This is a genomic window from Enterococcus casseliflavus (assembly GCF_029215545.1).
GTDB classification, from domain to species: domain Bacteria; phylum Bacillota; class Bacilli; order Lactobacillales; family Enterococcaceae; genus Enterococcus_D; species Enterococcus_D casseliflavus.
In genome coordinates this window covers 634,720-654,441 of the sequence record NZ_CP119393.1, presented here as the reverse complement: position 1 = coordinate 654,441, position 19,722 = coordinate 634,720, and the positions used below count along the sequence as shown (strand labels likewise).

The 19,722-nt window shown below is 43.0% G+C and carries 22 protein-coding genes; 6 read left to right on the top strand and 16 right to left on the bottom strand.

The window, feature by feature from the left end:
• The first annotated feature begins 117 nt into the window (after nucleotides 1–117).
• A complete protein-coding gene (locus P0G38_RS03145; protein ID WP_275854015.1) occupies nucleotides 118–912 on the top strand; it encodes a helix-turn-helix transcriptional regulator in 795 nt (264 codons plus the stop codon).
• Nucleotides 913–1,175: 263 nt separating this feature from the next.
• Here P0G38_RS03145 and P0G38_RS03140 read toward each other — a convergent pair whose 3' ends face one another.
• The 11 genes from P0G38_RS03140 to gnd form a co-directional block, all read right to left on the bottom strand.
• Nucleotides 1,176–1,898 carry an HAD family hydrolase gene (locus P0G38_RS03140; protein ID WP_159160724.1) on the bottom strand — a complete coding sequence of 241 codons (723 nt, stop codon included), beginning with the start codon at nucleotides 1,896–1,898 and terminating at the stop codon, nucleotides 1,176–1,178.
• A gap of 96 nt (nucleotides 1,899–1,994) precedes the next feature.
• On the bottom strand, nucleotides 1,995–2,612 hold the full coding sequence (locus P0G38_RS03135) for a bifunctional 4-hydroxy-2-oxoglutarate aldolase/2-dehydro-3-deoxy-phosphogluconate aldolase (protein ID WP_275854014.1): 618 nt from the start codon (nucleotides 2,610–2,612) through the stop codon (nucleotides 1,995–1,997).
• Complete coding sequence (gene uxuA, locus P0G38_RS03130) at nucleotides 2,609–3,706, bottom strand: mannonate dehydratase (RefSeq protein ID WP_275854013.1); 1,098 nt, start codon at nucleotides 3,704–3,706, stop codon at nucleotides 2,609–2,611. The genes P0G38_RS03135 and uxuA overlap by 4 nt, the downstream gene beginning before the upstream one ends.
• Nucleotides 3,707–3,726: 20 nt before the next feature.
• Complete coding sequence (locus tag P0G38_RS03125; RefSeq protein WP_142964569.1) at nucleotides 3,727–4,182, bottom strand: PTS sugar transporter subunit IIA; 456 nt, start codon at nucleotides 4,180–4,182, stop codon at nucleotides 3,727–3,729.
• 25 nt (nucleotides 4,183–4,207) lie between these two features.
• Complete coding sequence (locus P0G38_RS03120) at nucleotides 4,208–5,083, bottom strand: hypothetical protein (protein WP_275854012.1); 876 nt, start codon at nucleotides 5,081–5,083, stop codon at nucleotides 4,208–4,210.
• Between the two features lie 103 nt (nucleotides 5,084–5,186).
• Nucleotides 5,187–5,693: a PTS sugar transporter subunit IIB gene (locus tag P0G38_RS03115; RefSeq protein ID WP_005228434.1), complete on the bottom strand. Its 507-nt coding sequence runs from the start codon at nucleotides 5,691–5,693 to the stop codon at nucleotides 5,187–5,189.
• Between the two features lie 18 nt (nucleotides 5,694–5,711).
• Entirely contained in the window at nucleotides 5,712–6,569 is an 858-nt protein-coding gene (locus tag P0G38_RS03110) for a PTS system mannose/fructose/sorbose family transporter subunit IID (RefSeq protein ID WP_275854011.1), read from the bottom strand.
• 19 nt (nucleotides 6,570–6,588) lie between these two features.
• Complete coding sequence (locus tag P0G38_RS03105; protein WP_005228432.1) at nucleotides 6,589–7,422, bottom strand: PTS mannose/fructose/sorbose/N-acetylgalactosamine transporter subunit IIC; 834 nt, start codon at nucleotides 7,420–7,422, stop codon at nucleotides 6,589–6,591.
• An 11-nt stretch (nucleotides 7,423–7,433) separates the two neighbouring features.
• Nucleotides 7,434–8,537 (bottom strand): iron-containing alcohol dehydrogenase family protein, encoded by a 1,104-nt coding sequence (locus P0G38_RS03100; protein WP_005228431.1) that lies wholly within the window; start codon nucleotides 8,535–8,537, stop codon nucleotides 7,434–7,436.
• 15 nt (nucleotides 8,538–8,552) lie between these two features.
• Nucleotides 8,553–9,554 carry a D-isomer specific 2-hydroxyacid dehydrogenase family protein gene (locus P0G38_RS03095; RefSeq protein ID WP_275854010.1) on the bottom strand — a complete coding sequence of 334 codons (1,002 nt, stop codon included), beginning with the start codon at nucleotides 9,552–9,554 and terminating at the stop codon, nucleotides 8,553–8,555.
• Nucleotides 9,555–9,565: 11 nt separating this feature from the next.
• Nucleotides 9,566–10,465 carry a phosphogluconate dehydrogenase (NAD(+)-dependent, decarboxylating) gene (gnd, locus tag P0G38_RS03090; RefSeq protein ID WP_005228429.1) on the bottom strand — a complete coding sequence of 300 codons (900 nt, stop codon included), beginning with the start codon at nucleotides 10,463–10,465 and terminating at the stop codon, nucleotides 9,566–9,568.
• 152 nt (nucleotides 10,466–10,617) lie between these two features.
• Here gnd and P0G38_RS03085 point away from each other — a divergent pair, with 152 nt between their 5' ends.
• Nucleotides 10,618–11,469 (top strand): MurR/RpiR family transcriptional regulator, encoded by an 852-nt coding sequence (locus P0G38_RS03085; RefSeq protein WP_005228428.1) that lies wholly within the window; start codon nucleotides 10,618–10,620, stop codon nucleotides 11,467–11,469.
• Nucleotides 11,470–11,714: 245 nt separating this feature from the next.
• Here the strand turns inward: P0G38_RS03085 and P0G38_RS03080 are convergent, their stop codons facing one another.
• The 3 genes from P0G38_RS03080 to P0G38_RS03070 form a co-directional block, all read right to left on the bottom strand.
• Nucleotides 11,715–12,086 carry a YccF domain-containing protein gene (locus P0G38_RS03080; protein ID WP_010749951.1) on the bottom strand — a complete coding sequence of 124 codons (372 nt, stop codon included), beginning with the start codon at nucleotides 12,084–12,086 and terminating at the stop codon, nucleotides 11,715–11,717.
• Nucleotides 12,087–12,248: 162 nt separating this feature from the next.
• Nucleotides 12,249–13,313: a DUF1002 domain-containing protein gene (locus tag P0G38_RS03075; protein ID WP_275854009.1), complete on the bottom strand. Its 1,065-nt coding sequence runs from the start codon at nucleotides 13,311–13,313 to the stop codon at nucleotides 12,249–12,251.
• 178 nt (nucleotides 13,314–13,491) lie between these two features.
• A complete protein-coding gene (locus P0G38_RS03070; protein ID WP_275854008.1) occupies nucleotides 13,492–14,505 on the bottom strand; it encodes an acyltransferase family protein in 1,014 nt (337 codons plus the stop codon).
• Nucleotides 14,506–14,738: 233 nt separating this feature from the next.
• Here P0G38_RS03070 and P0G38_RS03065 point away from each other — a divergent pair, with 233 nt between their 5' ends.
• Entirely contained in the window at nucleotides 14,739–15,530 is a 792-nt protein-coding gene (locus tag P0G38_RS03065; protein WP_201688390.1) for a helix-turn-helix domain-containing protein, read from the top strand.
• A gap of 47 nt (nucleotides 15,531–15,577) precedes the next feature.
• Here P0G38_RS03065 and P0G38_RS03060 read toward each other — a convergent pair whose 3' ends face one another.
• Nucleotides 15,578–16,246, bottom strand: a complete 669-nt coding sequence (locus P0G38_RS03060; protein WP_060791459.1) for a CPBP family intramembrane glutamic endopeptidase — start codon at nucleotides 16,244–16,246, stop codon at nucleotides 15,578–15,580.
• A 398-nt stretch (nucleotides 16,247–16,644) separates the two neighbouring features.
• Between P0G38_RS03060 and P0G38_RS03055 the strand changes: the two genes are divergently transcribed.
• From P0G38_RS03055 to P0G38_RS03045, 3 genes are read left to right on the top strand one after another with little or no spacing between them, the layout of a single operon-like run.
• Nucleotides 16,645–17,619: an ABC transporter ATP-binding protein gene (locus P0G38_RS03055; protein ID WP_005234036.1), complete on the top strand. Its 975-nt coding sequence runs from the start codon at nucleotides 16,645–16,647 to the stop codon at nucleotides 17,617–17,619.
• Complete coding sequence (locus tag P0G38_RS03050) at nucleotides 17,616–18,419, top strand: ABC transporter permease (protein WP_275854007.1); 804 nt, start codon at nucleotides 17,616–17,618, stop codon at nucleotides 18,417–18,419. Before P0G38_RS03055 ends, P0G38_RS03050 begins: the two co-directional genes overlap by 4 nt.
• 5 nt (nucleotides 18,420–18,424) lie before the next feature.
• A complete protein-coding gene (locus tag P0G38_RS03045) occupies nucleotides 18,425–19,198 on the top strand; it encodes an ABC transporter permease (protein ID WP_016612786.1) in 774 nt (257 codons plus the stop codon).
• A gap of 55 nt (nucleotides 19,199–19,253) precedes the next feature.
• On the opposite strand, the gene P0G38_RS03040 is transcribed toward P0G38_RS03045, so the two are convergent.
• Nucleotides 19,254–19,712, bottom strand: coding sequence for a PTS sugar transporter subunit IIA (locus P0G38_RS03040; RefSeq protein ID WP_016612787.1), 459 nt, complete (start codon nucleotides 19,710–19,712; stop codon nucleotides 19,254–19,256).
• Nucleotides 19,713–19,722 lie beyond the last annotated feature (10 nt).

Genomic DNA, 19,722 nt, shown 5'->3' with positions numbered 1-19,722 from the left:
CTAATCATTGTTCTATTTACTTTCTTCAGCTGAACTGTCATAATTATAGAATGAAATCGCTATCATTCACAGGACGATTTCCACACATCGATAGACAAAAAATGGAGGATAGATCGCGTGACCATTTTAGAAGAATACCATTTCGGCGAATACCTAGGCGTTTCCAGTTACCATCCTTACTCGCTTAATTACATGGAACATTTTCATCGCTCCTTTGAATTGCTTTTTTGTAGTGATGGCGAAGCGGTTGTCAAAATCGAAGAAAGTCCCTATGTCCTTACGACAGGCCAAGTGTTATTAGTCATGCCTTATCAGACTCATGCCATTGAAACCCCTAAGGAATCACAATTGCATATTCTTGTGTTTTCACCTGAGTATATTCCAGATTTTTACGCCAAAACGAAAGATTTCGCTTTGTCAGATCCGGTGATCACCATTGATTCATCTGTTGCCAAGCAGCTCTACTATCCTTTATTTGAAACGGATTCCCTCTATTTACGAAAATCGGCACTGTATCAAGTCCTTTACCTTTTTGAATACCAAACGACTTTATTACCAGCCAAAAATCAAGAGGATATCCTGATCCAGCTACTTGTTTACATCGAATCCCACTTCAAAGAAGAACTGACGCTCGAAAAACTAAGCAGCAGTATCGGTTATAGCAGCGTCTACGTTTCCAGAATGATCACCGATAAATTGAAAAGCACCTTTCCTCGGCTTTTGAATCAAGCAAGAATACGCCATGCCTCTTTTTTGCTGACCCATAGTCTCTTGCCGATTACGGAAGTAGCAGAACAAGCAGGCTTTCAAAATGTGCGAACCTTCAATCGAAATTTCAAAGCATTGACCTCACTGACGCCAAAAGAATACCGTTTAAAACACAATGCTCATTTTTCGTTGCTGAAGGAATAGCGTAAAAAAAGCAGCTTCACTTAGCTGTAAAGTGAGCTGCTACAATCTTACTCGTTTTTCTAGCCAGCCTTTTGCCTCATTCCTAGAAACTAGTGAAAAACGCTCTAACTCCCCCTTCTTCATAGAGAAATGAGCAGGAAAAAACCAATTGCCAAAATGAACCTTTGTTGTTTTACTGATTCCACAAAACTATGCCTGTTTTAAAACACCGTACTTTCTTGCTTCATACCCTTTTGCTTTGTTGATACTTCTTGGAATATCGATCAATCCCAAGAAAAATGATTCACGACGAGCCAGTCTTTGACTTTCGTCAGATCAGAAAAAGTTTTCACCTGTGCAGCTACTTCTTGCTCAAGTTTTGGCTGTTTAAGCAAAGGATACTTCCCATTTTTCTTGACTGGCAAAGCACTCAAATCATCCGCAATCAGAAAAGCTGGGATCTCGGCTTGTTTTGCGGCTTTTATGCCAGCTAGAGAATCTTCTAATACCAAGGCTTCTTCAGGCTTTACGCCTAATTGTTGGCAAGCTGTTAGAAAGATTTCTGGATCAGGTTTGCCCTTTCGCACTTGATCCCCAGAAACCACCGTATCAAACCAATCTGGCATCTGTTCCATTTCAAAGTACGCCTTGATTTTTTCTTTTGATGAAGAGGATGCCACGGCTATCAAGCAATCTTGTTTTTTTAATGCTTCCAACAGTTCAAGAAGGCCGAGCTTTTTGAATACCCGTTTTTCTTCAGCTAAAATCACTTCTTTCTGACGATTCATCGCTTCTCGCCACCGATCCGTTGGTACTTGATTGCCATAAAGATCCTGCATCCCTTTACGAATATCTGCTTCCGTTCTGCCAGTCAGGTAATAATAAACTTCTTGGCAAACTTCAAAATCATATTCCTCCGCGGCTCTTAAATAAGCGCGGTAAGCTAGACGACCTGTTTCAAACATCAAACCGTCCATATCAAAAATCACCAGTTTTATCTTTTTCATCCTATAGCCTCCTTTACTTTTCTGCGAATAAAAAAGCAATGGTACCAAAATCTTTTGGCACCCATTGCTTCACCTTGTTTATTTACAGCTGACTGCTCAACTTAGCAATGATTTTACATGCGCCAAATGGCTGTCAGCCTTTTCCCGACCTTCTTTTACTAGTGATTCTGAAAGAATGAAGGAACCGCCAACTGCTAGCACTTGCGGATCAGATAAATAGTCTTGCATATTTTCGAGGTTAATTCCGCCAGTTGGGACAAATCGAATATCATAAAACGGACCGCTGAGGGCTTTGATCGCCGGCAAGCCCCCGTAGATATCCGCGGGGAAAAATTTCACAACTGATAAGCCATAAGCCGCTGCTCGTTGAATGTCATTTGGGGTAGCTGTTCCTGGAAACACTGGAATGTTTTCGGCAAGACAAAATTCCACCACATCAGGTACAAGAGCAGGGGAAACAATAAAGCGAGCCCCTTTCTCAACTGCTGCTTTCGCTTGTTCTAAGGTGCGCACCGTGCCTGCGCCTACGATCAATTTACCTGATTGAGAGAGTTTTTCAATCGCTGCTAAAGTAAGGTCACTGCGGAAGGTCACTTCAATAAAGGGTAGTTCATGTTCGATCAACAGTGATTCTACTACTGGCAAATAGGTAAGATTTTTTGCAGTGTAAAGAGGCAATACTCTTGTTTTTGCCAATTGTTCATCGAGTGTCATACACTCTTTCCTCCCTTCGTTTCCTTCGATTGCATTTGCTCTTTCAAGACGGCTTCATGCAGCCCTTGAAGATAACTGATCCCAATCGCGCGATCATACAGACCATAGCCTGGCATCGCCACTTCCCCCCAGATCGTCCGCCCGTGATCTGGACGGATGACGCCATCAAAACCGACCTCAACCAAGGCTTTCATGATGGCATACATATCTAATGATCCTTCGGTGGACAGATGGGCGGACTCTTTAAATTTACGTTCTCCCATAAACAACACATTGCGGAAATGAACAAAGTTGATGCGTCCTTTTAAAGCATGAACGATCTCCACCATGTCGTTTTCTGGATCGGCACCTAACGAACCGGTGCACAACGTTACCCCATTATAAGGCGAATCCACGATGTCCATGATTTTTTTCAAGTCCTCTAAATTTTTGGTGATTCGTGGCAAGGCAAAAATTTCCCAAGGTGGATCGTCGGGATGGATCGCCATTTTCACATCTACTTCTTCACACACAGGAATGATCCGCTTTAAGAAATAGCTTAAGTTATCAAAGAGGATTTCTTGAGTGACCCCTTCATAAGTTGCCATCAAACGCTGGAACTTTTTCAGTCGTTCTTCTTCCCAACCTGGCAATTGAAAGCCTTTTGATTGGCTATGGATCAGCGTATACATCTCACTAGGTTCCATATCATCCACAACGGCTTGATCATAGAGCAAGGAGAAGCTGCCATCCTCGTTTTGATAAAATAGATTTGTTTTGGCCCAGCCGAAGATTGGTTTGAAGCTATAGCAGATCATATGTACATCACAAGCTGCTAAATTCCGAATCGTTTGAATATATTGATCGATGTAGTGATCCCGTTCCTCTGTTCCAGCTTTGATCGCATCGTGGATCGCGACACTCTCAATCCCTAATAGCGAAAGATGCTCTTTTTCAATTGATGCTTTTAGTGCGTTGATTTCGGAAATCTCCCAGACATCTCCGGGCATTTTATTCAGAAGTGTTCCTACAATGCCGTGCATTCCTGGAATTTGTCGAATATTCGTTAACGGGATCGTATCCCCTTCCCCGTACCATCGAAACCCCCATTGCATTTGCTGTCATCCTTTCGTTTTTAAAAATCATCGTCCTCATCAGTTTCTTCGCTACTATCACCTGCTGAAGAATTGTGCCAAAGCGCTACACTATTTTCTCCTTGCTCAATCACTGCTGCCACCGCCTGTTCAATCGGTGTTGCCAAAAATTGGTGATTGATCGCTTCTAATACCATAGGCAGATTCACTCCGCCGATCACATACGTCTTTTCCTGAAGAGGTTCTTCTAATTGATTGATCGTTACAACCGACTGATTGTAGGGACTCGCACTCAATAGATCAGCAAACACCACTACACCGTCCCCTTGATCTGTTTCGTGGATTGCTTCACGGATTTTGTTTCCCAGAAGTTGAATATCCTCTCCGTGGTTCAAATTAACGACCGCAATATTTTCGACACTGCCCATGATCACCTCTGCAGCATCTTTAAAACCAGTACTCAGCTGTCCGTGAGTTGCCAATACGATTCCTAACAAATGTTGTTCCTCCTTTTTTCGCTTCCTAACCAAATAACGCAAGGACTTTTTGCATATTCCTACTATTCAGCTCTTTTTGCTTTAATTGTTTTCTAGGCAACACATACGTCTGATCCTGCTGCTTTTCTGCACAAAACAGATAGTTGATGCTGCCCATCGCTTCACTACTGTGTTCGATCGCCAACTGCTGCAGTTGCCCTTCATTGAATTGCTTGCCGATAGCTCGAATTGGAGCATCGGCGCCGATAGAATCTAAATAATAAATCTTCGCATTCGGCCCTACTGAATCACGTAACACTTCCAACCCGCGTTCTCCAAAACTTCCTTCATCAAGAAACGCAAAAGCAGTCGCTGTTTGACTGTTTTGACTGATCAGTGACAGCAGCGCTAAGATAGAGGAGGTATTGCGGGTCAGATTTTGCTCAAATCCTGCCCCGCGGCTTACGTGATTTAATAGCAGAAAATAAATACCGACTCCTAAAGCAAAAAGCGCTGTTTGCCATGACAACAAGGGAAATCTCCCTGATGCAAAGTGGATATAAAGCCAGGTACCCAACAACCCAAAAAGAATCATCACTGCTGAAGCAGTCAGAATAAATTGATTTGTTTTACGCCCTTGCTCCTGCCGATCAAAAAAATGGTAATCGCCAAAATGCTGTGGCGGTGTATCATAATATGTGCAGATGATCCGTTTTGCTTTGGTCAGATCGCCAACATACAAATTGCGTGAGGCGTTTTTTTTCGTGTGATCATACTCAATCACCTGAAGATCTTTGCGAAACGGAATGATATCTGCGATGAGTGCCTTCAAAAATCTTTGTTTGCTTTTATCCGTGGAACGCGATCGGTAGACATACCGATAACGAAAAAGCCAATCACGAAATGCTTCTGTTTGATTCATGGCGGACTCTCCTATTCACAAATTACTGACAAGGAAGGAGGAACTCTATTTTTTATAAGATCCTCCGCCTTCCTCTTCAACAGATGACGAACGCGCTCATTGATTACAAATTGAACTGCTTCAACACATCTTTAAGGGTTGATTTCGGTGCAGAAGGTGTTGCTTGAAAATAGATTGATTCCACACCGTACGCTTCGTTCATTTCTTTGAGTTTTTGCGCATCAGCTTGATTTAAATAAACAGATTTCGTTACCAAGAGATCTTTCTCGGGATCTTTTTGGGCGATACCGCCTATGTTCAATTCTTTCATTGGCACGCCGTGTTTTACTAAGTCGTACATCACACTGACGGTTTTAGCGATCAAAATACAGTTGTAATCTTTGAAGTTGTATTCATCCCAGTAAAATTTGGCTTTTTCTGGTGTAACGACGATCGTTTTTTGCCCTGTGCGGCTACCGGCATTTTTGTATAATTCCCGCATGAACTTATCCTTAGCTACTACCTCATCCACTACAAAAATCGAGTTAACTCCGCTTTTTTGTGACAAGGTCATCATGACCTGCCCATGGATCAATCGTTCATCTACTCGTGCTAAATTTACTACACCCATTTTTTCCACTTCCTTTTCTTATAAAATACCGACACCGGCTAAAATAATCAGAATCAAGGTCAGCCATAGTAATGCTTGCGTGACTTTTAATCCTTTCTTTGTATAGAACCAGTAGACGCCCATTACAACTGCTAACGGCAAGATCCCTGGTACAATCTGATCAAGGATATCTTGGATAATAAATTCTCGTCCAGAAATATCAAACTGCAGCGAAGAACTGACTTTGACATAGTTTCCAGCCAGAACCCCCATCATAAACAAACCGAGAACCGACAGTGTTTCAATTGCGGTTTGGACGCCTGTACTCTGCATCAAACCAGTTGCATTGCGTCCCATTGAGAACGCTTGGCGGGCAAAAAACATTTCTAGAGAAACTTGATACAGTGCAAAGCAAATGAACGGAAACAACGCACCTAGCGGACTTCCTTGCTGTGCCCAAGGGACGGCAATCGCAATAAAGATATATTGAACGGTTCCTGAGTCGATGGCATCCCCGATTCCTGCTAAAGCACCCATCAAACCAGCTTTCGTGTTGTACATTAGATCATCCTGCATCAAAATCTCTTTTTTCTCATGCTCTTCCTCGGCCCGCTGTTGTTCCATTGATGACATCAGCCCAGTGATGACTCCGCCCCCCCAACTCAGCTGGGTATTGAAAAACAGCAGTTGGCGTTTGTAGGCAGCTTTCAGTGCCTCATCGTCTTTGTAAAGTTTGCGCAAAATCGGCATCATGGCGTATAAAAGCGAGGGTGATAAATACCGTTCAAATGAATGCGGGATCTCATTGGCGAAATGCCATCTTAGGTATGCTTTTGTGACATCTTTCTTCGTGATTTCTTCTGGTGCGCCTTGCGCTTTTTGAATTGTTTCGGTCATTACTGCTCCTCCTTATCGATTAGAACCCGTCATCATAGTCATCGTCATCATCAAAGGATGGTGATGCTGTATTCGTTTCTGGGGCTGGGACCAATTTTCCTTTTTGTGACTGAACAAAAATCAACGCGATCAAAATGCCAAAAATCGCATAGGTGACCATGGTAATTTCCAGCGAACTGAAAACTACACTCATGAAATAGGCCAAGAAGAAAAAGACCATATAATCTTTTCGACCGATCACATAGACGGTAGTTGCAATCCCGATCGCTGCCAATCCTCCGCCGACTACTTCTAAAATATGAATAACGACTGTCCCCTCAAGAGCATTGATGACATCAGCAATCAGCGGAGCGCCTAAATAAAGTGCAATAAATACCAGCGGAACAAATAAAATAAATGAAGCCAGCGTTGGGTATAAAATAATTGAACGCGTCATTGCCTTGGCATTAAGATCTTCTACTGCTTTATCCGTATACTTTCCTAAGAAGGTATTGATAAAGAAACGGAACTGATACAAATAACTCCCTAGCAACCCAACAGGAACGGCAACAGCAATCGCTGCTTCTGGTTGCAGATTTCCTAGCAAAGCTACCGGTACGGCAATCGCCGCAGCAATCGAAGGTTCCGCCGGCATGGATCCGCCAGGAGAAAATACCCCCATGTAAATCATTTGTAAAGCGGCAGTGACGATCATGGCTTGAGCCACATTTCCCATCACCAGTCCGACAACTAATCCCGTCATCAATGGTGAAAAACGTAAAGTCAGTGTGGCGCCTCCGCCGAGCCAACGAGACATGACTGCTGCAACCCATAGCGCAATCAGTAAACTTTGTGTAACACTTAATGTATCCATTTTTCCTCCTCCTAAACTTCTTTCAAATAGTTTTCTAAATCAAGAACAGCTTCTTTCAAGCGTTCTTTGGTGATTAAGACTGGAATCAAGTGCACTTTTTCTTTCGAATCTATGAACTGCACCAACTGATCGATGACTTGTGCATCTTCAGGAAAAATACCCATTTGATGTAAACTCATTGGTAAGTGCAATTCTTGATAAAAGGGGATCAACTGATCGATGACCGTCCATTTTTCTTCAAGGGCTAATTGATAAAACATCCCATAGGCAACCTTTTCCCCGTGAAGAAAACGATGACTCTCAGGCAGATATTTACTGATGGCATCATGCATCGCATGCGCCGCTGCATTGCGGGCATATTTATCGCCTAGCCCGCCTACCATTCCAGCAACTGCAATAACGATCTCCGACAAGTGACAAAAGGCGTCTGTCACTTCCTGCCGCTTCATATCTTCAATCGCTTGTTTCGATTGTGTCAAAATAGCTGTTTCGCATAATTTTGCTGTATAGCCTGCCATTTGCAAGAAGGGCTCATTTTTCAAATGTGGTTGGGCTAAGATTGCTTCCGATTCAATCCACTTTGCCAACGTATCTGCTAAACCGGCGATGAAGTAGGAGACTGGTGCATCGATCACTAACGTCGGATCGGTAATCAAAAAAGCAGCCTGTCTTAAATAGTGTTCCGACTTTCCTTCAGATTCTCCCGACTCTTTATACATGACAGACAAGGGTGTCCATGGTGCACAATTACTGGCCAATGTTGGGATCAGTCCAAAGGGTCGATTGACTACATGTGCTGCATATCCCACTAAGTCGGCTAACTTCCCGCCGCCAACCCCCAGAATAAAATCGATCGCCAGTTCTTCAACAAGATCAGCAATCAGCCCAGCGCCATAATAGCTGCATTCTCCCGTGTAGCGATGATAAAAAATTTCCAAATGCGCATCTTCTAAAAAGAGTAATTTTGGTTTTGCTTTTTCCCATGAAACCGTTCCATGTACGAGCAGCAGTCGTTTTACTTTGTACTCTTTTAATACTTCCGGCACATAGTCGATCGCGCCTTCATGGTAACGATAAACTTGCGGTCCAACCTTTACTTTTAAATCCGTTAGCACGAGTTTCACTCTCCTTTATACAGCCAAAAACCGACTTTCCGCTTGAACAGCACGGTCTGGCAGCAGCCCCTTAACGATTCGTTCAATATCCGTTACACATTTGTTTCCCATCTCTTCTAAGCATTCCATAGTATAAGCCGATGTATGCGGTGTCATAACTACATTTTCAAAAGCTAAATACGGATGATCTTTATGACCAGGCTCTTCCTCTAAGACATCGGTGGCAAGACCAGCGATTTTCCCACTTTTTAATCCGCTTACAATTGCCTCTTCATTCAAAAGCGCGCCACGGGCACTATTGGAGAGATATACTTGATCTTTCATTTTTGAAATTTCTTCAAAGGAAATCATATGATAATTTTCCTCCGTCAAGTTAGCACATAGACAAATAATATCTGATTTTGCTAGCAGCTCGTCTAGCTCGACTTTTTTTCCGCCATAGCTTTGAATATGCAAAGCGGACTTATATGGATCGTATGCCAAAACCTCGCAGCGGAAACCATTTCTCAATATTTCTACTACACAACTTCCAGTATTGCCGACACCGATCACCCCTACCGTCTTGTTAAATAATGCGCGTCCGACAAAGTTCGCTCGTTTTTCCCATTGATCTTCGCGGACCTTTGTATTCGATTCAACTGTACAGCGCAGAAGCGCCAATAGATTGGTCACATTATTTTCTGCTACTGCATCTCGCTCGACCAAAGCTGGAATGATCGAAACAATCGTTTGGTGGTCCTTCGCTGCTTCTAAATCAATATTGTTATAGCCGATCCCATGGCGTGTGATCAGTAGCAATTCATCTTTGTACTCAAAAAACTCTTTGGTAAAAAATGGGGTAACACTTGCTATAATGATGTTGTATCCCCTAAGCTTTTCTGCCAATTCTTTCCCATTGATTTCGCTATCGAACGTGAAATGATTGACAGTTCCGATTGCTTTCAACCGCTCGATATGTTGCGGAAAGATTTTTCCAAAGCTGCTGGAATTCACTATAGCGATCTTAAACTGTTCCATGTTCTTCCTCCTTACTCTTTTGCAACAATCTCGTGACCACCAAAACCATTCCTTAGCGCAGAGACGACTTTTGCTGAGAAACTGTCTTCTTCTTGGGACAAATTTCTCATAAACAAACTCATAGCGATCGTCGGTACAGCAACATTCATCTCCAAAGCCGTTTCCACTGTCCACCTAGCTTCACCAGAAGCTGCAACAACCCCGCGATATTCCTCCAACTTAGGGCTCTCATTAAATTGGGCCGCTGCGATTTCCATCAGCCAGCTGCGAATAACCGATCCATGATTCCATACCTCTGCGACGGAAGCCAAATCAAAGTCATAGGCACTTTGTTCAATCAATTGAAAGCCTTCACCGATGGCTTGCATCATTCCGTATTCGATACCGTTATGGACCATCTTTAGAAAATGACCGCTTCCTGATTCCCCTGCATAAAGGTAGCCTCCTAAAACAGCCACATCTGCAAACAAAGATTCCACCTCTGAAAAAGCGATTTCATTCCCGCCAATCATCAAACATGCATCTTTTCTAGCTCCGGAAACCCCACCAGAAGTCCCACAATCAAAGTAATGCACCTCTTTTTCTTTAAACCAGGCTGCTCGGCGAATCGAATCTTTGTAATTAGAATTTCCGCCTTCAATCACGATGTCTTTCGCTGATACAAGGGGCCATAGTTCTTCAAGAATCCCCTCAGTCACAGTTCCCGCAGGAAGCATCAACCATAAAACCCGTCGGCCGCTAAAAGAATTCGTCAAATCAGCTAAAGTTTGATAGAGTGTAATTCCAGCTTCTTGCGCTGTTTTCTGCGCATGTATCGAAAGATCCAGCCCTTTTACTTGATAACCTTGATCTTTTAAATTGAGGGCCAAGTTCAATCCCATTTTTCCAAGTCCGATAATTCCTATCTCCATGACAGCGCCTCCATTTCATACTTTCATTATACAAAAAAATATTTTTTTGTAAACATAAAAAATAAAAATAATTTTTATTTGCTTTTTTTCTTTAAAAGAGGTAACGTAACAATACAAAGATAATAATGTTCATATAAAGGAGGTAACCGTCTTTGACTGTTTCGATTCGCCTGCAAATAAAAACGCTTTATAAAGACTTAAGTCTCAAAGAACAAGCGATTGCCGACTACATTTTGGAAAATCCTAGTAAAGTCAGCCACAGTTCAATCAGTGATTTATCCAATGAATTAGGCATCGCTGATTCGACCTTTTTTCAATTCACAAAAAAACTCGGTTACAACGGATTTAAAGACTTCAAAATGGCAATGCTGATGCAGGAAAATGATTTTTCTGCCATTTCGATCCATGAAAATATCCAGAAGTCTGATAATGAATTGACTATGGCTCAAAAAGTATTTGATTCCAATATGACCACATTGACTGATACCAAAAATCTTTTGAAAGAAGAAGATTTAAAGCTTGCTGCTGCAATGATCAATCAATCTAAACGACTTTTTTTCTTCGGCGTTGGTGGTTCAGAGATCGTGGCAACCGATGCCTATCACAAATTTTTGCGCTCGCCGATCACTGTTTTTCACAGCAGTGATTATCACATCCAACTGATGGAGGCTTCATTGTTGACGCCAGATGATTGCGGCATTTTTATCTCTCATACTGGAAAATCAAGAGAAACCATTGAACTAGCTCAAGTTGCCAAAAACAATGGGGCCAAAATTATCGTCATTACTAGCCATGCTGCTTCCCCTTTAGCCAAACTCGGCGACGTGGTTTTCATCTCTATTTCCGAAGAAACTGAGTTTCGCTCAGAGGCATTGGCATCCAGAATCGCACAACTGAGCATCATGGATTCCCTCTATGTCATCTTAATGTTTATTAATCGAGACAAAGCACAACAATCGATTGCCAAAATTCGGCGCTCCATTTCAAAAATCAAAGAACCCTGAGAAGGGAAGAAAAAACTTAGATTTTTCTGCGTTTCGCTAATTCTTTTGTGAATCACAGTTGATATGCAAAAAAACTTGTGCTTTTTTCTGTACTCTTCTTTGGTTTCTTATCAACTTTTTCAGTTCTGAATCTCAAATGCGCTGAGCCTGCCAAAAATCTTGTCCCTTACTCTCGCAAAAAAACCACATCACAAAGCTATCCGCTCTGTAATGTGGTTTTTTAAGACTATCTTTTTTTAGGTAAATCAATAACGACTAGACACAATCTCTGCTCCAAAGGGCATCAACGCTAAGCGCGCCATTTTCAATGATTGCGCCGCAAATGGAATGCCGATGATTGTGATGGCTAGAATGACTGCGCTAGCTAAATGGCCTAAAGCCAGTGGTATACCAGAAAAAATCAACCATAAAATATTTAGAATCACGGACACGCCACCGCCACGGTAAACGATGTCTTTCCCAAATGGTGCGAGTGACAATGTCGCAAACTTAAAACATTGCAGACCAATGGGAATGCCGATGATGGTGATACACCATAAACACCCAGCCAAAAACCATGAGATCGCACCGATCAAGCCGCCAAAGACAAACCAAATCACGTTGCCTAAAAAATTCATCTGATTGCCCTCCTTCTTTTTTTAATAAAGACTGCTCCTGTTTTAGCAAAGAAAGCAGAGGACATCGTTAGCACTCAGACGTGCGCTATCGTCTGGTGCTCCTTCCCCTGCGCGCTTCTCTTTTTTCTTAATACAAGCAAAATGTGTTATTTTGTAAAATGCTTATTGCCCAGAATCAACCGTTGATTCGCTGCTATTGTTGGACTCACTTGAGTCATTACCGAAGACACCGGTGATCGAAGACCAGATGCCGCTAAAGAAGCTCTTGATATTTTCCCAAAGGCCCTTAGAGGTTTCTTCGATTTGCTTGCGGGCTTCTGACAGATCCAATTCTTTGATGAAGTCATCGAAGATATTGTTGTCTCGCATGTCGCTCATCAAAGAGGTCAATTCAGAAATTTGATTTTCCGTAACGATTCCTTCAAGGCCGTTGTCTTTCAAGGCTTTTTCTACTGTCTCTTGAATATCGGCTTGGGTTAATTCCGTACCATCTGCGGTTTGAGCAGCCAAATCGGTTTTCGCTTGTTCTTGCGCTGCATTCAAAGCTTCATCGGAATAGCCTTCTTTGTCTTTATTCTCTTCGGTGATCGTAGACAGCACATCCATTTCATCTTGGGCTACAGCTACTCGATTCTGATTGATGACACCGCCTGATTCTTCAACGATTTTGTATACCCCAGCTAAAGCTCCGGAACCGTCGATCGGTACGGCAGAAGCGACAGTTAGCTTCGCATCAGTGATCCCTGCCGTCAGCGCTGCATTTTGGTACTGGGCTGCAGTGATGCGGGTAATGTTATCTGGTGTCGCGATATCGACAGTGATTCCTGCCCCGCTTTCTAGCGTCTGCATTCTGACCGAGCTATAGACCGCCCAATCTGCAGTAAAGCCGCCATCGGGAATGTATTTCATCAAGTCATTACCGTTTGTCGTATAAATCGGTGTTTCGCCTTGAATGCCTAAGCGTTCCAGTGTGTAGTCTTCTTGTGCTTTCGTCAAGGCATTTCCGATCGCCACGGCATTGACTTGCAAACGATCTGAACTGCTGTCAGAAGTACTTGTTTGACTATCGGTAGTGGCTGTCGTTGCGGTAGAATTGCTCATTGCAGTGGAACTGCTGGTCGTTGAATTGGTTTCGTCAGCAAAAACTTGTGGTGCTGCTAATAAAACTTGGCTAGATACCAAGAGAGTCGCTAAAATCATCGCTGGTTTTCGAGTCTGTTTTTTCATCACTATATCCTCCAAGTGTTGATCTCTTTTTCAGGGATTTTTTCCCTCTTACTGCTGTTATTGTACTATAGGTTTTCTTGCAAAGCCTACGTCTAGGGTCTGAAATGAAGAAAAACTTAGAACTCTACTGCTATTTAAAAAAGGCGCAATTTGGTATTATCCTTGGTACAGCAATACTTTAGACGCTTTTCTTTTCATCAACTGTTTTTTTAGCAAAACCAACAGTATAGGATTTCAAACGGCTGCCCACTTTCCTCAAACCAAGAAAGGCTCCCGTTAAAGCTATCGTATAAAAGAACAACGGAAACCCTGCGAGTGAAAAAAAGACCTTCCCGGTTTCTAGAAACAGCGGGTGACTCAGAAAGATCAATCGACTAGCCTCAGCTGCTTGTTTTGCTTGCCAAGTCCGCTTTGGGGGTTGCTGCTTGATCAGCCAAGCAAGGAAAAAAAGAGTCGTCGGCACAAAAAACAGCATGAAATTCTTATCGTCCCCCTGATTGAGATACACCAGTCGACCTTCAATGCCTAATAAGCAGAGAGAGACCGCGAGTTTTCTACCAAGATGCTTCGTAAAAAAAGGGTGTTTTTGGTGTTCTCTTAAACAAACCCCACACAGTAAAAATAAAAACCCATAAAAGAGTCCGTTTCTCGTTGTAAAAAATAGTGTCCGATAGGTTTGATAGCATACCAATAAAGGTCCCCTTAAATAACTGCTGTACGTTTCAAGACAGCCAATCACATACAAACTGATCGCCAGTAAAAACTGCCGCCGATAGCCAAGAAAGCGAGTTTTTCGTACTAACCACATGCCAAAGAGCAACGCTGGAAAATACCAAAGATGGTACCAGACCCCTACTGTAAAAAAGCCAGTAGCCAAACCGATGACCCGTAATGAATCAGCAAGATTTTGCTGCCCTAAGTAAAACCAGCCTAAGGGAAGATACACGATCGACCAACGCAAATAAAGCTTGAGTTGTCGTTTGCACCATTGCTGCCATGAACAGGTACTCTTTTGAAAAAAATAGCCATTCAGCAGGAGAAAAAAAGGAACCGCCAAACGACATAAGAGACTCTTTAACAAAAAATGAAGCCCGTTGTTTTCTGCCAGTCGACCACAGTGAACGAGAATCACCAGTAAGGAAGCGATGAATTGGATGTAGCCAATTGGAACCATAGGTTGTTTTGTCTTCATTCGATTGTTTCTCCTTTCTCCGTCAAATTTGATCAACCATCCTTCACTTTACTGGCCCTTTCTTTTTATGACCAGCACGGAAAGCTTCCAGGATAGAAAGACAGTGCAACAAGTAGAAACATTGATAAATAAAGGATGTTACCCTTTGTTGCATCGCTAATTTCAAAGATCCTCGTTCGCATAGAAAAGAGTTTGCTATAATATAAGAAGAATGATGGAGGCAAAACAGACACATGGATATTGGGAAAATTATTAAAGAAGAACGCACCAAACGAAATCTCACACAAGAACAATTGGCGCAGGAATTTTTTGTCACTCGGCAACTGATTTCAAAATGGGAAAACGGCAAGAGCTATCCTGATCTAGACCAAGTAGTCAAGTTGAGCAACTATTTTGAATTGACCTTGGACTATTTATTAAAAGAAGACCAGCAGATGGTCCAAGAACTCAATCTGACCACCCACCGCAAACGAATTGGCCTCGTATTGATCGCCCTTTTGACTGTTCTCAGTATTAGCTTAAGTACGATTTTGCTGGCAGGATTTTGGATCGATCCAGTCTTTTTCACAAAAGAAGACCTAACGATCACTTCTATTAAAAAGTACCACTTGCCTGCCACTGAGATAACGAATCAGGAAACCGGACAAGTGATTCAGCTGCCTGAAGATACGGAATACTTGATCACTTATACGATCGATCGGCCACTGGTAAAAACGGGCCGTCTGTCGGGCTATAAAGAATACAGCAGCGAAAATGCCAGCCAATTAATGGTTTCGGGTTATCGCGGTTTTCATTTTGGCGCGCAAACAAGCAAAATCGTCATTCGCAGCAATCGCGAAGACAATTTAGCTGCACCAGAATTAAATGCAGGCAAGGATCTTTATCTTCGTAATATGAATAAAGCGCGCGTCTATCAAAAATCAGCAGCTGGTGTCGCATTTTCTATCGAAGATGAAGGCGACCTCCTCTTTACTGCAGAAGAACTGGCGCAATTGCCCTTTGAACAAGGACAGCTGCCAGAGTAAACAAAAACCACCAAATCGTTTTGATTTGGTGGTTTTTGCTGACTTTCTTATCCTAGCAAGATCATTGCGATCGCCGCCAAGGCGTTGTTAAGAAAATGCATGGCGATGGCTGTTTCTAGACGCTTAGTTTTTACATAAATCAACGCCATGATCAGTCCCATAGCACCATAAATCAAAAACTCGACCAGATTGGTGACGGAATGGATGATACTAAAAACCGCTACACTTGAAATGATCCCGACTATTGGGTATTTCTCGAATAAAAGGCCAATAAACCCACCACGAAAAACGATCTCTTCCATAATTGGCGCAGCAACAGCGATCAATAAAAAGATCAAAAGCGGATTTTCGCCTGTAAACAGTTCCCCTAACAATGCATCATTGGCGGTCGCCTCTTGATCGGATATATGCTGCAGATAGAGCGTTCCGCCAACTGCAACGACTCGACCTAAAACAAACCCTCCGACGATCCATAGCCAATTTTTCTTCGTTGACCAGCCAAAGTCAAAGGTGGCAAGTCCTAACTTTTTAGCCAAAAACATCAGTAGACCAATGTTTGCCAAAAGCAAGGCAATCAACCCATAGCTGATCATCGCAGGAATCGTCGGTTCTCCTGCTTCCAAATAATAGATTTTTACCACGCTAAATGCGGTCATCCCTACTTGACTAAGTAAGAATAAGCCAATCAAAATAAAGACATTCTTTACTGCTTTCATGCTCTCCTCCATTGTTTGCTCATTGCATTTTTCAGGATTGGGTTACGACAAATCATGACACAGCCCATCATTTGGTTCCCCATGTTTCCAGAAAATGCTTAGCCACTATCGGCTGCTTATAATGATACTTAGTTTCCTCATTATTTACAACTAATAAAAAATAAAAATAGTTATTTTGCTCATTTTATCGAATAAACCACGCTTTTTCATTCCCATTCTTTTCAAAAAAAATATAAGTAATGTTTGAAAAAAGCGCTCTCTTATGCTACACTGTTCCTACTTTTGTTTGGCTGACGAACCGCTGCCCCAACCATGTTCGTTTGGACCAACTCGTTGCGAGTATTCGATTTCGAATGCTCTTTTTGTCGCGTTTGTCAAAAGAAAGTGAGTGAATCCAAATGATCCAAGTAGAACACCTCAGCAAGACCTTCCAAGTATCCAAGCGAAAAAGCGGCTTTCGCCAAGCAGCCAAAGCCTTTCTTTCTCGTGAAACCACCACCGTCCATGCGTTGCAAGACATCAGCTTTACCATCAATGAAGGCGAAATGGTTGGCTACATCGGCCCTAATGGTGCTGGAAAAAGTACCACCATAAAAATCATGTGCGGGATTTTGACCCCTGATCAAGGCATTTGTCACATCAATGGTCGTACGCCTTGGCAAGAACGTATTCAACATGTCAAAGACATCGGCGTCGTCTTCGGGCAGCGCAGTCAACTCTGGTGGGATGTCCCCGTCAATGACAGCTTTGATTTGATCCGTGATATCTACAAAGTCGACGCTGCTAGTTATCAGCGCAACCTAGAAGAATTAGTCACCTTACTCGATTTAGGTGAGATCTTAAAAACCCCTGCTCGGTCCTTGAGTCTCGGTCAGCGTATGCGCTGTGAGATCGCCGCCTCCTTACTCCATGACCCCAAAATCTTATTTCTTGATGAACCCACCATCGGTTTAGATGCTGTATCAAAGATTGCCGTGCGTCAGTTTATTAAAAAAAGAAACCAAGAAAAAGGCACCACAGTCATCCTGACGACCCACGATATGCAAGATATCGAGGCGCTGACACAGCGAATTCTGTTAATCGGCAAAGGGCAAATTTTGCTGGATGGTCGCCTCGATGAACTAAAGCATCGTTTTTCTGATGTCAAAACGCTGGAGATCGACTATCAAGGGAATGAACCTCATCTGCCAGAAAACGTCCAGCTGCTTCAAAAAGACGTTGGTCGCCTTGTTCTGAAACTTGATCCCAAAGAAGTGTCAGTCGCTCAGCTGCTCAGTCTGCTCAGCAATCAAGTCGAGATCACCGATTTGGCCGTTGCCAGTATCACCGCCGAAGAAATGGTCGCCAAGCTGTATCAGGAGTATCAGATATGAGGAAGTATCAGGCATTTTTCCGCATCCGCTTTATCAACACCTTGCAATACCGCTCGGCGGCGATTGCCGGGATGGCTACGCAACTAGCTTGGGGCTTGATGGAAATTCTGGCATTCCACGCCTTTTACCAAGCAGATCCTAGTGCCTTTCCCATGACCTTTCAACAAACCGTCTCCTATGTTTGGCTCCAGCAAGCCTTCTTGTCTTTATTTATGTTGTGGTTCTTTGAGGCAGAAATTTTCAACACCATCACCACAGGGTCGATTGCCTATGAACTTGTGCGGCCGATGGATCTATACAATCGCTGGTTTTGCCAATCGGCTGCCAATCGCTTAGCAAAAGCCGTCTTGCGTTGCGGACCGATTTTTGTCATTGCCTTTTTACTGCCAGCACCTTATCGTTTAATTCTGCCAGCAAACATCGTTGCCTTGTTCTTGTTTCTTTTGTCCATGGCGCTGAGTTTAGGTGTAGTGATCGCTATGTCGCAGCTGGTCTACATCTCGACTTTTTATACATTATCCTCCATCGGGGTGCGGGTCGTCATCAGCTCCATCGGTGAATTTTTAGCTGGTGGGGTCATTCCTCTGCCTTTCTTTCCGCAGCCTTTTCGCCAATTCGTGGAACTACTGCCTTTTGCTTCCATGCAAAACGTCCCGCTGCGAATTTACAACGGGGATCTGACTGGCTTTGCGCTTGTTTCAGCATTGCTCTTACAAGCGTTTTGGCTCGTACTTTTGATCGCGATCGGAAAAATTTGGCTGCAGCAGGCACTCAAACGTGTCGTTGTGCAAGGAGGTTAAGGAATATGGTTTATTGGCATTATTTTTGTATTCATCTCAAAAGTCAGATGCAGTATAAGGTTTCCTTTGTGTTAACTGCTTTGGGACAATTTCTAGGTTCCTTTACCGCTTTTTTAGGCATTTGGTTTATGTTTGCCCGGTTTCATCAAGTGGATGGCTTTACCTTTGAGGAAGTCCTGCTTTCCTTTGCGACGGTTTTGTTTGCCTTTTCGATTGCGGAATGCTTCTTTCGCGGGTTCGATCTTTTTCCACAAATGATCAGTAATGGCGAGTTCGATCGGGCACTCGTGCGTCCTCGATCCTTGATCTTTCAAGTCTTAGCTTCCAAAATGGAGTTCTCTCGTCTCGGTCGTTTTATTCAAGCCTTGCTGTTGTTTGCGTATGCGATTCCCAATAGTGGAATTGCTTGGCATTTTGGAAATGTCCTGACTCTTTTTCTAATGATCGTCTGCGGCGCCCTCTTTTTCGCCCTATTGTTCTTAGTGTATGCCGCCATTTCCTTCTTTACGATCCAAGGACTTGAATTTATGAATATTTTTACCGATGGTGCCCGAGAATTTGGTCGCTACCCATTTAGTATCTACGGAAAACACGTCTTGCGTTTGTTGACCTACGTCGTGCCGATGGCTTGGTTTCAGTATTATCCATTCTTGTATGTCATTGGTCGCATAACTAATCCTTGGTGGATCTTATCGCCGTTGGTTTGTCTGCTCTTTGCCTTTCCCGCCTTCTTCTTTTGGCGAGTAGGTTTGAAGAACTATATTTCTACGGGTTCGTAAATAAAAAGGAGCGCCTCTCTTTGAAACTAAGAGAATGCGCTCCTTTTTTATTCGGTTATTTCAAGTGAAAAACAGCTTCTCCTTGCTGAATATCGCCGTCAGTTCGCAGGCACTTCCCGCCTTGTTCCTCCATGAAGACAACGATCACCATGGTCTCTTTGCCCATTTCCTCAACTGCTGCTACATCCATTTCTGCCAGCAGCTCACCTGTCGTGACTGACTGGTTTTCTTGGACCGCGATCGTGAAGGGCTCCCCTGCTAACGCCACTGTTTCAATTCCCATGTGGATCAAAAGGGAACGGCCATCCACCAACTCAACGGTTAAGGCATGCTGTGTTGGAAAAATCGTTCGAACCGTCCCGGCTGCTGGTGCATAGATTTTTCCGTGATGATGAGAAACGGCAAATCCATTTCCCATCATTTTAGACGAAAATACCTCATCTGGTACTTCTTCGATCGGTAGCAGTCGGCCTGTTGCCGGTGCACAAATTTCTATTTTTCTTTTAAAAAGCATCCGTAATTCC

Excerpts from the sequence above, each read along its gene's own strand:
- P0G38_RS03140 (WP_159160724.1), bottom strand. The coding sequence starts at position 1,898 with ATGAAAAAGATAAAACTGGTGATTTTTGATATGGACGGTTTGATGTTT.
- P0G38_RS03135 (WP_275854014.1), bottom strand. The coding sequence starts at position 2,612 with ATGACACTCGATGAACAATTGGCAAAAACAAGAGTATTGCCTCTTTAC.
- uxuA (WP_275854013.1), bottom strand. The coding sequence starts at position 3,706 with ATGCAATGGGGGTTTCGATGGTACGGGGAAGGGGATACGATCCCGTTA.
- P0G38_RS03120 (WP_275854012.1), bottom strand. The coding sequence starts at position 5,083 with ATGAATCAAACAGAAGCATTTCGTGATTGGCTTTTTCGTTATCGGTAT.
- P0G38_RS03115 (WP_005228434.1), bottom strand. The coding sequence starts at position 5,693 with ATGGGTGTAGTAAATTTAGCACGAGTAGATGAACGATTGATCCATGGG.
- P0G38_RS03110 (WP_275854011.1), bottom strand. The coding sequence starts at position 6,569 with ATGACCGAAACAATTCAAAAAGCGCAAGGCGCACCAGAAGAAATCACG.
- P0G38_RS03105 (WP_005228432.1), bottom strand. The coding sequence starts at position 7,422 with ATGGATACATTAAGTGTTACACAAAGTTTACTGATTGCGCTATGGGTT.
- P0G38_RS03095 (WP_275854010.1), bottom strand. The coding sequence starts at position 9,554 with ATGGAACAGTTTAAGATCGCTATAGTGAATTCCAGCAGCTTTGGAAAA.
- gnd (WP_005228429.1), bottom strand. The coding sequence starts at position 10,465 with ATGGAGATAGGAATTATCGGACTTGGAAAAATGGGATTGAACTTGGCC.
- P0G38_RS03080 (WP_010749951.1), bottom strand. The coding sequence starts at position 12,086 with ATGAATTTTTTAGGCAACGTGATTTGGTTTGTCTTTGGCGGCTTGATC.
- P0G38_RS03075 (WP_275854009.1), bottom strand. The coding sequence starts at position 13,313 with ATGAAAAAACAGACTCGAAAACCAGCGATGATTTTAGCGACTCTCTTG.
- P0G38_RS03070 (WP_275854008.1), bottom strand. The coding sequence starts at position 14,505 with ATGAAGACAAAACAACCTATGGTTCCAATTGGCTACATCCAATTCATC.
- P0G38_RS03065 (WP_201688390.1), top strand. The coding sequence starts at position 14,739 with ATGGATATTGGGAAAATTATTAAAGAAGAACGCACCAAACGAAATCTC.
- P0G38_RS03060 (WP_060791459.1), bottom strand. The coding sequence starts at position 16,246 with ATGAAAGCAGTAAAGAATGTCTTTATTTTGATTGGCTTATTCTTACTT.
- P0G38_RS03055 (WP_005234036.1), top strand. The coding sequence starts at position 16,645 with ATGATCCAAGTAGAACACCTCAGCAAGACCTTCCAAGTATCCAAGCGA.
- P0G38_RS03050 (WP_275854007.1), top strand. The coding sequence starts at position 17,616 with ATGAGGAAGTATCAGGCATTTTTCCGCATCCGCTTTATCAACACCTTG.
- P0G38_RS03045 (WP_016612786.1), top strand. The coding sequence starts at position 18,425 with ATGGTTTATTGGCATTATTTTTGTATTCATCTCAAAAGTCAGATGCAG.
- P0G38_RS03040 (WP_016612787.1), bottom strand. The coding sequence starts at position 19,712 with ATGCTTTTTAAAAGAAAAATAGAAATTTGTGCACCGGCAACAGGCCGA.